We start from the raw sequence: 12,087 nt of genomic DNA, 5'->3' as shown, positions 1-12,087 counted from the left end.
CAATGACTTGAGTGATGGTGGGAGCGGGAGCCAAGCCGAACAGCCCGTGTCGCTCACCCGACAAACCCGGCAGTAGTGTCGGTTGCAACCGTCTTCCCAGGAATGGCGGGCAGAATTCCTCCGCGACGAGCGGAATTCACGCGTCATTCGGCTGCTATCCGCGCTGTCCGGATGTCCGATGTCGTGGGCTTCTTCAAAATTGACTTGTAGGGGATTTTCTCTGGCGCTTTTCTCACTATCGATAATTACCACTTATCGATAGTGATTGATCTCGCCACGCAAATCAGTCATTTTCGATCCCAAGATGGCCGCCGGCGACGTCCCGCGCGGCCGAGAATGACGCAAGGCGGCCATTTCGCCGCGCGAGAAAGGCCGCCCGGCATGTCCGACCAAAAACCCGTCCGCCTGCCCGACCCCGCTTCCGTCGAAACCGTGCTCGCCTCTCTGGAGGCGCAGTCGGCCGACGCCAAGCTCGCCCCTGCCCTCAACAAAACCTTTCCGGGCTTTGCCTTCACCGTCGCGACGATCGACGATTTTTATTGGTGCAGCCCTCACGCCGTCGTCGCTGCCGACGGCACCCGCCGCGGCGATCATCCCGCCTGGATCGAGAGCGAGCTGGCCGAACTGGGCGGCGATCTCACCGCCTTCTGGCACCGGCATCGCCAGGCCGGAGAAAAATTCGCCGAATGGCGCGGCGCCAGCGCCTTCGCCTTTGCGCCGACCGGGCCGGGCGTCGCCGATTTTTTGCAACTCTCGCTCGGCCGCGAGCTCGAGGTTTTGGCCGGTCCCGTCGTCGATCCCGACTACCGTCCCCGCAACGTCGACGACCTGTTCGAGCCGACCTGGGTTTCGCGCGATCCCGCTGCCGAGGCGCAGCAGCTCGCAGGACCAGTCTACGGGCTGCGCGGCCGCGCCGGCGGCGGCATCGTCCACATGCGGAGTTTTTTGGCGCGCCGGGCGCGCATCGACAGGGAACAGCGCGAGGCAGGCCGTCCCGAGCTCGAAAACCGCATCATCCGTGAGGTCGGCCCCGACGGCACGCGTGACACCGCGTTTTTAGACGCCAATCCGGACTGGTTCGATTTTGTGTCGCGCGAGAACCGCTTTTTTGCCGACTGGGAGCGGTCGAGCGCTTGCGCCCACCGCATTTTTGACCATTGGGCCTTCGACATCCACGATCTTGAGGGGCGTGGCCAAAAACGCGAGATCGGTTTTATCCCGCGGCCACTAAAAGTGCCGGCCGAAAGGCTGTTGCTGGATGAAGGCGTATCCGTGCACCGCCTGATGGAGCGGACCGAGGCGATAGACGCCGAGGTGGGCCTGCCCTTCGCCTGGTTCTTTTTGATGACGCACGGGCACTGGGTCGATCCGGACGTCGGCAATGCGATCGCTGAAGGCCTGCGCCAAGGACGGGTGCGTTTGCCCGATCGAGACGCCGCCGTGCTGCTCGCCTGGGCAGACAAAAAATATCTGTTCTGAGCCGCCGTCATGGATCTTCGCCTGCCAAAACCCGCATCCGACCAAAAACTGCGCCGTGCGGAGGCCCTCGATGCGCTGGAGTCGGTGCTGCCATTCGACCGGCGCGATTTGCTGGCCGAACTTTTGACCGACGACGACGTCGCCACACTGCGCCATCTCGCCAAAGAAGGCATCGGCGAGAATTCCCTGCGCGCCCTGGCCTCCGATCTCGGTTACCTCGAAGCCTGGTCTCTCGCCGCGACCGGTTTTTCGCTCCCCTGGCCGGCGCCGGAGGCGCTGCTGATAAAATTCGTCGCGCATCACCTGTGGGATTTGTCGAAACACGACACGGATCCGGCGCACGGCATGCCCGCCAACGTCGCGATCGCACTGAAAGCCGACGGGTTTTTGCGCAGCGACGGCCCGCACGCCCCCGCCACCGTGCGTCGGCGGCTGTCGAGCTGGTCGACCCTGACCAAGTGGCGCGGTCTTAGAGGAAAATTCAACGCGCCGGGACTGCAGAGCGCGCTAAAACTGGCGGTGCGCGCCAGCGCCCGCCCGCGCGGCCGCAAGAGCAAGAAAGCCGTGACCGCCGATATTTTGACCACCCTGCTCAACACCTGCGCCGGCGACCGTCTCGTCGACGTCAGGGATCGCGCGATCCTCATCACCGCCTTCGCCTCCGGCGGCCGCCGCCGCAGCGAAATGGCTTCGCTCAGATTCGAGCAGATCATCGAAGAAGACCCGGTGCCGGCCGATCCCAAAGTTCCCGATGGCGACAAACTGCCTTGCCTGTCGATCCGGCTGGGCCGGACCAAGACGACACAGGCCGACAGCGACGCCTTCGTGCTGCTGGTTGGCCGGCCGGTGACGGTGCTGCGAGCGTGGCTGGAGCGTGCCGAAATATCGGAGGGCGCCGTTTTCCGCGGCATCGATCGCTGGGGCAATCTCGAAAAACGCGCCCTGACGCCGCAAGCCGTCAATCTGATCCTGAAGCGCCGCATCGCCGAGGCCGGCCTCGATCCGGCAGTATTCTCCGCCCATGGCCTGCGCTCCGGCTATCTCACCGAAACCGCCCGTCGCGGCATTCCGCTGCCGGAAGCCATGCAGCAGTCGCAGCATCGCTCGGTGCAACAGGCCTCGAACTACTACAACGATGCCGAGCGGACGCTCGGGCGGGCAGCACGGGTGATCATATAGATTCGGAGCATTGGAGGCCCGCTTGCGGCACCCAATACATGTCGATAGATTGAGATTCTATCGACACGTTTTGACGACGTGTCGATGTCGACGACATATCCCGCCCGACATGTCGATCGCATGAGGATTGACCGACATGCCGTTTCGCCCGGATCGCCCCTACAACGACCTCCCTCCCCTTCCTCCGCGCGAGGATGTGGAGACCAAGGCGGTGCTGAAGGCCTGCATCGCGGCGCGAGCAGCACTGGCGGAACTCCGCGTATCCGGACAGCTCATCCCCAACCAAGCGGTCCTAATCAATTCGATTCCACTGCTTGAAGCGCAGGCAAGCTCGGAAATCGAAAACATCGTCACTACGACCGACAGACTGTTCCGCTTCGCCAATGAGGCCGGCAACCAGGCCGATCCGGCAACGAAAGAGGCGTTGCGCTATCGCACCGCCCTCAGTGAAGGCTTCCAGACGCTCAGGCAGCGCCCGGTGTCTACGTCCACGGCGATCGCCGTCTGCCGGACCATCAAGGGCGTGGAACTGGATATTCGCACGACGCCGGGCACGGCCCTAATGAACGAGGCGACCGGCGCGGTCATTTACACCCCGCCGCAGGGTCAGGCGCTGCTGCGCGACAAGCTCGCGAACTGGGAGCGCTACATCCACGAGGCCGAGGATATCGACCCGCTGATCCGGTTGGCCGTGATGCACTATCAGTTCGAGGCCATCCACCCTTTCACCGACGGCAATGGCCGAACCGGACGGGTGCTGAATCTGCTCTATCTCGTCGACAAAGGGCTGCTGGACATCCCGGTGCTCTATCTCAGCCGCTATATCATCGGCAACAAGCGAGCTTATTACGACCAGCTTCTGGCCGTCACGACCGAGGCGGCATGGCAGGACTGGATCCTCTACATGCTCGAAGCGATCCGGGAGACAGCCAACTGGTCGACCGCGCGCATCCGCGCCATCCGCGACCTGCTCAATCAAACCGCGGAGCGCATCCGGCGCGACCTGCCGAAGATCTATTCGCGCGAGTTGGCCGAGGTGATCTTCGTGAACCCCTATTGTCGAATCGGCGATCTGGTGGCAGCCGGGATCGCCAAGCGACAGGCGGCATCGGTCTATCTCAGGACCCTCGCCGAGCAAGGCCTGCTCCAGGAGATCAAGGCTGGCCGGGAAAACCTCTACATCAATCCGGCCCTCTTGGCGCTTCTCACCGATCGGTCGCCGCCGCGAACTGCGCAATAATCCCAAAACAACAGAGCGCGGGAAATCGAACAACAGATCGCGACCGCGATCATACCGACGCGCGCGATTGAGACCGTCCCCGTGCTCATCCCGTCATCTTTGCAGTCGCGCCGTTCGTGTCGCTTTGCAGTTAATTATGAGAATCGCATTTTCAATGATTTCAGTTGGTTAGCTGCGCCCTTAATTTGAGAACGTGCACTTAATTTGATAATCATACTGGGCCGTGGGCATTTAATGTGAGGAGCAGCGTCGGCAACGCAACGGGAGCGAATTTCTCGAGGACGGTGTATAAAATTCAAAGGTTTCATGACCTTCACGCTGATGCGATTGCAGTTAAATTGAGAATCTTAGCTACCCCATTCTCGCAATTAACTGCCAAACCCAACCGAAACGACCGCATTCTCACCATTAACTGCCAAGCAACAGCACCAATCACCGCTCGAGCCGGCACCGCTTGAGCCGGAACTGCGCACCGGCTCGCACGGCGATTTCGAACACGGCGTCGATGTCATCCTCTCCGAAACCAGGCCGGGGCGATCCTGCAGCTCGCTGCCTGGCCGGGCGAGGAGAAGGAGTTGATATCAGGTATCCGCACCGTGACCGGCCTCGCTCTGCCCGATGGCGCCGGCGCCGGCAGCACCGACGGCGTGAGGTCGGTGTTCGGCTTTGCGCCGGGAAAATTCACTGTGAGGCCGAAGGCTTGGCATCGGCCTTTGCCAATGTCGTCACCCCGGCGATCGGCACGATGACCGACCTGTCGCATGGCCGCACCGCGATCCGCATCGCCGGACCGAAGGCCGAATGGGTGCTGGCGAAATTCTTCGCCATCGACTTCGCGCTGCCGGCCTTCCCGGTCGGTGCCGGCCGCTCGACCATGCATCATGACGTCTTCGCCCAGATCCAGCGCACCGGCGCCGACCAGTTCGACATCTATGTGTTCCGCTCGTTTGCGCGCTCGTTCTGGAAGGCGCTCTGTCACGCCAGCAAGGAAGTCGGCTACGAAATGCAGTAGACTGAGAGACGGCGCGTCGTCACCTCACGTGGCGCCAGCTCATTGGCGAACGTCACCCACTCTTCCAGCGGCGCGCGGTCGGTGCGGAAGGCGTTTTCGGGCTTGGACGTGTCCTCGTGGCCGAGCGCCATGCCGCAGACGACGATCTCCTCGTCGGGGATGTTGAGCACCGTCCTGATCTGCCGGTGATAGGGCGCGAAGGCAGCTTGCGGACAGGTGTGCAGGCCCCTCCCCCGCGCCGCGACCATGATGTTCTGCAGGAACATGCCGTAGTCGATCCACGACCCCTTGTTCAGCCGCCGGTCGACGGTGAAGATCATGCCGACCGGCGCATCGAAGAAGACGAAGTTGCGGTCGTGCTGGGCACGCATCCTGTCGACCTCGCGCCGGCCGATGCCGAGCACGCCGTAGAGGCCGAAACCGTTGGCCCGCCGCCGGGTGAGATAGGGTTCGAAGAACTGGTCGGGATAAAAGCGATACTCGTCCCACTCGGCCTTTTCGGCGCGGATGCCGGAGTTGAGGATGGCGTCGGTGATCTGCTGCTTGACCTCGCCCGTGGTGACGTAGACCCGCCAGGGCTGCATGTTGGTGCCCGAAGGTGCACGCGCGGCAACAGAGAGAATGGCGCGGATCGTCTCGTCATCGACCATGTCGGGCAGGAAGGCGCGCACCGAACGGCGCGACGTGATTGCCTCGTCTACGATCGCCGCATCATCTGTAACTGTAGTTCTGTTTTCCAGCATCGGCCGTCCTTAGCGCATGACCCCGGAAACCGGAAATCGGTTTCCGGAAAGGATCATGCGCAGTCTAGAAATGATCCAGCGTGACAATGGGATCACCTCGAGCGAGCCGATGACGCGCGCGCCTTCGCACCGGGCAAGACGGGCGACTTCGCTGCCGACTCCGGGGGAGACACCGGTTATGACGATGATTTTACCTGTAAGTTTCAACGGCTTCTCCAATTTAATGGCTGAGGGACGGCACCCTCGTGCAGGCGACCTTCCAAACGAGTTGGCCTGATGAGGCGCGCGGCGTCCTTGACCGGAGCCGCCGCCGCTCAATTGAACTTCTCAATGACCGCCAGAGACCGCGCCCGCGCGTGCCGTTGCCCGACTTAAGCGTTGGTCCCACCTGGCGATCGAAAGATCGATGCGCCGTTAGGCGCTGTCCTTATCCAGCATCGGGCAAGATTGATAAAATCGATTGTTTGTATGAATCTTATCGGCGCTGTGGATACACGAAGCCGCTCTGATTTTGGTCTTTTGAGGCTGCCGCTGAGCCCTTCGGCGACGTACGGATTTGCCCGCATCGGCTTCTTCAAGCCGGCGCATGTGAAGTGACTTCTGGCGTTTGCCGTTCGCGCGCTGACCATCGCCCGCAAGAACCTGGTCGGGCAACGCGTCATGCCCACCAGATCCGCGGTGTTGTCGTGGGTGTTTCAATCCCGCTTAATCAAACAGGCGCTGCAGGCCGGCGAGGGAATAGCCGGGCTATCCGCCGCCGTGCAGAGCCTCATTGCAGCGCGTGCCGCGATGCACTCGGCCGTCGGCAATCGATGGCAACATCAAGAACGTCGCGAAACGTTCCACGGCATGCCGCCGGCTAATGATAGTCCCAGGCGTCGACAACCTGACCGCGCTCGCATTCTCCGCGGTGGTGGACGCTTTAGGCGCTCCCGCGATCTGGGCGCCTATCTTGGCCTGGTGCCACGCCGCTTCCAGTCGGGCGAGGTCGACCACATGACAGTATGTCGAAATGCAGCGCCGGCGGGTGCGTAACCCTGCTCTATGCGGCGGGCGATGTCATGCTGACATGCTTATCGAGACGCATTGAAGCCTGTTTGGCGACGCCGATCCCCAGCATTTCAGCTTGTTGCTCGGACCTATCTTGCGCTTTGCACGCGGCTACAATGTCATCATCGCCCAGGAAACGCGGGGCCTTTAATTGACAGGTGATACCGGTAAGTGGGTGCTCGATCTGACGATCAGTGCCGTCACTGATCACCTGCGCGCCTGGGGCGAGCGCTATTCCTTGCTCGAGGTCGCCTGTGACGATTCAAAGCCGCTCCACGCACTTGCGAGCATTTACGATGGCATGCCGAATCGTCCGGATCCCGTCTACATCAACGTTTTCGGAAAGCGCCGACGCCTGACCTGGAACATGGCCAAGCCGATCGCTTTCGCATCTTCAGCCGAGAATCCTGCGGTGCAACTTGCCGATCTTGTTGCTGGCGCAACCGCCGCCATTGCGGCTCATGAAGATAACGACGATTTCCGGCCACTCAGGGAAGCGGTGTTTCCGCATCTGAGTGACGAGTGCATTCTCCCGGACCTCAGCATCATTGACCTTGCGGGGGATGAAGCCCGGTCAATGCACTCGTGCTGGAGGATCTCGCCTCCCGGGCAACGAATAATCCCGACGGCGAAAAGCTGCCTTGCTGTCGATCCGGCTTGGCCGCACCAAGACGACACAAGCCGATAGCGATGCTTTCGTGCTGCTCGTCGGCCGTCCGGTGCTGGTCTTAAAGGACTGGCTCGAGCGCGCCGGCGTCACTGAAGGCGCGGTGTTTCGCGGCATCGACCTTTGGGGCAATCTCGAAAAACGCGCGCCGACGCCGCAGGCGGTCAACCTGATCCTTAAGCGCCGCCTCGCCGAGGCTGGACTCGATCCGACGCTTTTTTCCGCCCATGGCCTGCGCTCCGGCTATCTCACCGAAGCCGCACGCCGCGGCATTCCGCTGCCGGAAGCCATGCAGCAGTCGCAGCACCGCTCCGTGCAGCAGGCCTCGAATTACTATAACGACGCCGAACGGACGCTCGGTCGAGCGGTCCGGATTCTTGCCTGACCAGATTGGTAGATGCGTGAGATGATCTTGGTTCTATGGAATTCACTCGATATAGATCTGGCCGACGGCGCCGAGCAGTCATCGTTCAATCTCAATGACCTCGACTGTTATCCCGCCAACGTGCTTGGAGCCCAAATGTTTGGTTTTGAATCCAACGAGATCAGCAATGCCGTCCCTATCGGTCAGCAAGACGACACGTTCATGATCTTCGAGAAGGCTGCTGACGGGATCGTGGAGGCTTGTATGGCCGCGACGTGAGCGTCTAATGTCGTTAGTGATGAGGTCGAGCTGCCCGACGCTTTGAATCTCGGAATCGACGAGGGCTACGGCTGCTGTGCGCCCTTCCGCAACCGAGGATAAAAGCCCGGCGAAGTCTGGCGCGTCGATCGCAGCCGACATCGACGCTGATACATCGACCGCAAGCATGAGGAGCGGTCCCGCATCGACACCAGTCCTGCGGAAGACTGGCTCGCCCACGTAGTCCCGAACAATCTCCTTCAATGTTTCGCGCTGTCTCAGGTGGCTTGGAGTCAAATCACCGATGACGATACATCGGCCGCTGACATCGCGATCGGCTGCGTGGAAGCTCTCCCGCGCCGGGCCATGATTGACGAGTAAGACCTTCGCGGCGCGATGCGCCCGGGCATAGTCGATCAGTGCCTCGCGGAATCGTGCCGGCGACCCGCGCTTGTAATGCTTCACCTCGACCACGAGACCACACTCTTCCCGATCTCCGGAGCTGCGCCACAGGCTGTAATCGGGTTGGACGTGGCCCGTGCGGCCATGCCCGATCGGTGCGATGAGAGGGCTGCGCCGCTCGGCGAACAACCTCACTTTCGGGTGGCTCGAACGCACTGTCGCAATGACAGACTCTCGAAACGCGAAAGTGATACGGCCTTTCTCGTGATGGAGCGCGCAATCGTGGCCGTCGAGGGCGTTGACGATCTCGGTCGCGATCCAGACGGCGTAGAGCTCGTGGCGACGCTGCCAGAGAGGCAGAGATAGAATGCGCTCCAATTCCGGCAGCTCCGCCCGAATGCCAATCTTGCGTCTGGGGTAGCGGCTTAACGCAATGGCGAGCCGTTGCCCGACCATGCGTTGGCGTGCCTCATCCAACGACACATACCGCCCAATCTGCGCCACTATGAAGCCAAGTTGAAAGTCAGTCTCGTGCTGCGCGATGGTTCCTAAGTTGAAGCCGTCGCCGCTATCGAACCCGAGCCTGCGGTCCCGATAGTCTCGCATCATTGTCTCGCGATCTGGCCAAGCACGGCGAGCGCTTTCGACCAGAACAGTGGCGATCGAGATCGCATCCCGAAACCTAGCCGGGACACGATCGGCATGGAGCGAGCGAGGGAAAGGAAGATAAAGTCCCCCATCATGATACATTTGCTGCCAGTGGTCGATATCTGGGACACCAGTCTTCGCGCGCCATTCTGCATCGATCAGGTCATCACCCGCGCGCAAGATTGCCGAAGCGCCTTCGGAATCGACAGCTGGAACATCCACTTCGCAATCGAGCGCGTTCCAAGTCTCGAGAAACTTCTCGAAATGCTTCAGTTCGAAGTGTTCCTCGTCGATATGGATATCCCATTGGGAGCGGCCTTGCTGCACTCCGGCAGCCTGGAAGAAGCTCAGGATGGCGCGGAACATAGCCACGAAGGGCTCTGCCAAGTCAAAGACAGCTCTGACGAGATGATCGGTGGAACTGGAGCGCAGCGCCTCCTCTAGTGTGGCGGCCGATGGCGAAAGTGCGGTGCGTAGGTTCTCCCCGAAATCGGCATCGCGATCGTCGAGCTCAAGCCCGCCCGCCGCACAAAGCCTGCTCCATGCCTCGAAGCTGTCGCGCGCCACACTGGTCATATTTTCCTCCGCAAAGATGCGCGTCGATGCTAACCGAGAACCCTCACCCTGTCCTTGTTTGATCGGCTTTGCGCCCGCAGCGCCGCAATCAGCATCGGCGGTGACGAAATCCGCCAGCTGTTGCTTGTCGGCAGGCACACGCTGATAGCAACAGAAAGCCCCGGCCTCCCACGTTACGCGCCAAACAGCCGCCGGTCCCAGTAGACGGGCTGGTGCAGACTTGTCTGGATCCTTGAAAATTCCGGATGCGCCGGATTGATCAGCACATTGCAATCGAGACGCGCCACGACACTCGGCACCAGCAGGATGACGCTGCGCCGTTCTAGACACCAGTTTTCGCCAAATCCCTTGCTCACCGTCGCCGGCATCGTGTCCCAGCCGGGCAGTGACGGTTGGGAAAAGACCTCGTAGCTCAGCCCGGGCGGGATTGTGATTTCGATGTAGTGCTGGTTGGGCGGCAGTCGGCCGCTGCCATGCACCAGCTTTTCCAACAGGGCCGTCGAATAGTGCTCGCTGGTGTAGATGATAGGACTTCCGGGCGTGTTCCATCGCCCTGGCGCAATTGTCGAGCCGGTCGCGTCGAAGATCGGGTAGGTGCCGGCGGGATCACCGATGCGAAAGGATGATAGCGTGCGATCGAGAGTCTGCGCCGTCACGCAGCACTGCCATATTTCAGACCTGCGAGGATATCGACCACCATTTCGGCGCCGAACTCGCTCAGGATAACGAGGTCGATCGGTCGCTTGTCCTCAATCATCGGGTGCGGCCGGAACAAGAAATCGCGCGCTTCCTCTTCGTTCTGCCAGACATCGACAGCAAGACCCCAGACGCGCGCCACGCGGGCCAATCGTGTGCCCTCGTCCGACGAGAGGCGATGTACCAGCTTACGCCGCTCGTAGGTTGCCTTGGGGATCAGCCGGTATTTGAACTGAGCATCGCCAGGCGCTAGAAGATGCGCAACGCGCTCGAGCGCCCCGATGGGAAGTCCATCCTCGATCCGGGAGATCAGCCCGAACGGCGACCGCGCCGCCACCTCTTTGACGGGCAGCCCCAACACGTCGGCGACATTTCCGAACGCTGGCATTTCATTCTCCAATCCATTTGAGACAAAATATAGCCTCACATGATGCGGCATACAAGCCGCCGCATCAGCGCGAACGATCCGCCAACGATTACCCGGTCATCTTTGCTGTCACGCCGTTCGCTCGCAATGCCGCCATCAGCATCGGCCCGACCGAAAACGCCCCTGCCCTGGCCTTATCGGTCAGCACGCGCAGGTATCCGCCGGCTGAATTGATGTGCTGAGCGCGTTGCAGGATGCAGGCAATCACGATCGCGGCGGTTTCCTGGCCCATCGCATGGCAGGCCTCCTCATACGCCGACGGCGAGACGCCAAGGTAGCCCCTCACCTGGGCGGCGGTGATCATGAGATCGCGCCAATTGTCGATGCCATCGACGGCGTAGTCCGCAATTTCGGGGCAGGCTTTCAGCACAAGTCCGATCGGATAGCCTTTCGGCTTCTCGTCGGCTGCCCGTCTTGGTTCGACCGTCGACCCGCTTTTGTCTAAAGCAGGTTCAAATTCAAAAATAGAGTCGGTATTTGAATCAGATTGCTGCCGCTCGTTTTGAAAGTCATTGCCGCTCGGATTCGTGGATTTCATGTGGATTTCCAGCAGCTTGTCCACATCATCACGCAAGGCGGCCAGATCGGCTACGATCGGCTCGAGCTCGGGGACGCTGGCACGGCGCGGAATCGCCTCCACAACGCCGCGGAAACGCTTCCACAGGCTTCCCCAGTCGCCTTGGACATCTTCGTCAGAGGCCGCCTCGATCAGCTTGTGGATGTCACGGCGGTGCAAAGTGATCCGCTCGCGCATAAGCCTAAGCGCCCTATTGTCGGCGCGAACACGTTCGGCAGCCGCCTCGAACTCGTAAGCACGGGCCAGCAGCGGCGCCAGGGAGAAGCCAAAGGCTTCCTCGACCTCCCCTCCCCTGCCCTTGCGGGCGTAACGCTTGCCGTTCGGGCTATCCCGACGGATGATTAGCCCGCAGTCAACAAGAGCCGCCAGGTGCCGCCTGAGCGTGGCATCGGGCATTCCGTGCGCCCTGAGCGACAGCTGTGCGTTCGAGGGAAAAACGATCAGGTCGTTTTCCTCGCTCAATTCGCTGTCAGGATAGAATGATAGCAACGCATTCAGGACGGCCAGGGCACGATCGCCAATGCCGACGATGCTCTTGCCTTCGCAGAGGTTGCGATAGATCTGCCACTTGTCGACGACCCTGCCCTTGGGGATTTCACGTGAATCGTTTTGCGCTGCCAACATGGCAAGCGACATCGGCCGCCGCCCGAAGGGCGTCGTTGCAATACCCGTCTCCATTTCTTCTTTCACCCTCGATTAGGCAAAAGAAATCTGCTCGCCAAAACGACGCCAAAGACTCTTGACAGTGATTCGCGAAAATGTGATTCTC

Annotated in this window: 8 protein-coding genes and 4 pseudogenes; 7 read left to right on the top strand and 5 right to left on the bottom strand. The window is 61.1% G+C overall.

Features of this window, described 5'->3' with window-relative positions:
- Positions 1-381: 381 nt before the first annotated feature.
- From AC0L2P_RS26155 to AC0L2P_RS26140, 4 genes and pseudogenes are all read left to right on the top strand, one after another.
- A complete protein-coding gene (locus AC0L2P_RS26155) occupies positions 382-1,479 on the top strand; it encodes a hypothetical protein (RefSeq protein ID WP_473505364.1) in 1,098 nt (365 codons plus the stop codon).
- Positions 1,480-1,488: 9 nt separating this feature from the next.
- The gene (locus tag AC0L2P_RS26150; RefSeq protein ID WP_473505362.1) at positions 1,489-2,658 is read left to right on the top strand and encodes a site-specific integrase; all 1,170 of its coding nucleotides are present in this window, start codon (positions 1,489-1,491) and stop codon (positions 2,656-2,658) included.
- A 136-nt stretch (positions 2,659-2,794) separates the two neighbouring features.
- Positions 2,795-3,898 carry a protein adenylyltransferase Fic gene (fic, locus tag AC0L2P_RS26145; RefSeq protein WP_473505360.1) on the top strand — a complete coding sequence of 368 codons (1,104 nt, stop codon included), beginning with the start codon at positions 2,795-2,797 and terminating at the stop codon, positions 3,896-3,898.
- 465 nt (positions 3,899-4,363) lie between these two features.
- Positions 4,364-4,910 (top strand): annotated as a pseudogene (locus AC0L2P_RS26140) (sarcosine oxidase subunit gamma).
- Here the strand turns inward: AC0L2P_RS26140 and AC0L2P_RS26135 are convergent.
- Entirely contained in the window at positions 4,895-5,653 is a 759-nt protein-coding gene (locus AC0L2P_RS26135; protein WP_473505359.1) for a nitroreductase, read from the bottom strand. The pseudogene AC0L2P_RS26140 and the gene AC0L2P_RS26135 sit on opposite strands and share 16 nt — an antisense overlap.
- A 558-nt stretch (positions 5,654-6,211) precedes the next feature.
- On the opposite strand from AC0L2P_RS26135, the pseudogene AC0L2P_RS26130 reads away from it, so the two are divergent.
- From AC0L2P_RS26130 to AC0L2P_RS26120, 3 pseudogenes are all read left to right on the top strand, one after another.
- Positions 6,212-6,723, top strand: a pseudogene (locus tag AC0L2P_RS26130) (transposase); the annotation flags it as partial.
- A 281-nt stretch (positions 6,724-7,004) separates the two neighbouring features.
- A pseudogene (locus AC0L2P_RS26125) lies at positions 7,005-7,139 on the top strand (hypothetical protein); the annotation flags it as partial.
- 131 nt (positions 7,140-7,270) lie between these two features.
- Positions 7,271-7,755, top strand: a pseudogene (locus AC0L2P_RS26120) (tyrosine-type recombinase/integrase); the annotation flags it as partial.
- Positions 7,756-7,833: 78 nt separating this feature from the next.
- Here the strand turns inward: AC0L2P_RS26120 and AC0L2P_RS26115 are convergent.
- The 4 genes from AC0L2P_RS26115 to repC form a co-directional block, all read right to left on the bottom strand.
- Positions 7,834-9,756 (bottom strand): hypothetical protein, encoded by a 1,923-nt coding sequence (locus AC0L2P_RS26115; protein WP_473505358.1) that lies wholly within the window; start codon positions 9,754-9,756, stop codon positions 7,834-7,836.
- Between the two features lie 35 nt (positions 9,757-9,791).
- On the bottom strand, positions 9,792-10,274 hold the full coding sequence (locus AC0L2P_RS26110) for an RES family NAD+ phosphorylase (RefSeq protein ID WP_473505356.1): 483 nt from the start codon (positions 10,272-10,274) through the stop codon (positions 9,792-9,794).
- The gene (locus AC0L2P_RS26105; protein ID WP_473505355.1) at positions 10,271-10,702 is read right to left on the bottom strand and encodes an antitoxin Xre-like helix-turn-helix domain-containing protein; all 432 of its coding nucleotides are present in this window, start codon (positions 10,700-10,702) and stop codon (positions 10,271-10,273) included. Before AC0L2P_RS26105 ends, AC0L2P_RS26110 begins: the two co-directional genes overlap by 4 nt.
- 88 nt (positions 10,703-10,790) lie before the next feature.
- Complete coding sequence (gene repC, locus AC0L2P_RS26100) at positions 10,791-11,996, bottom strand: plasmid replication protein RepC (protein WP_473505353.1); 1,206 nt, start codon at positions 11,994-11,996, stop codon at positions 10,791-10,793.
- Positions 11,997-12,087 lie beyond the last annotated feature (91 nt).

The sequence above is a fragment of the Mesorhizobium sp. WSM4836 genome, from assembly GCF_055811815.1.
This window is presented reverse-complemented; position numbering and strand designations above follow the sequence as displayed.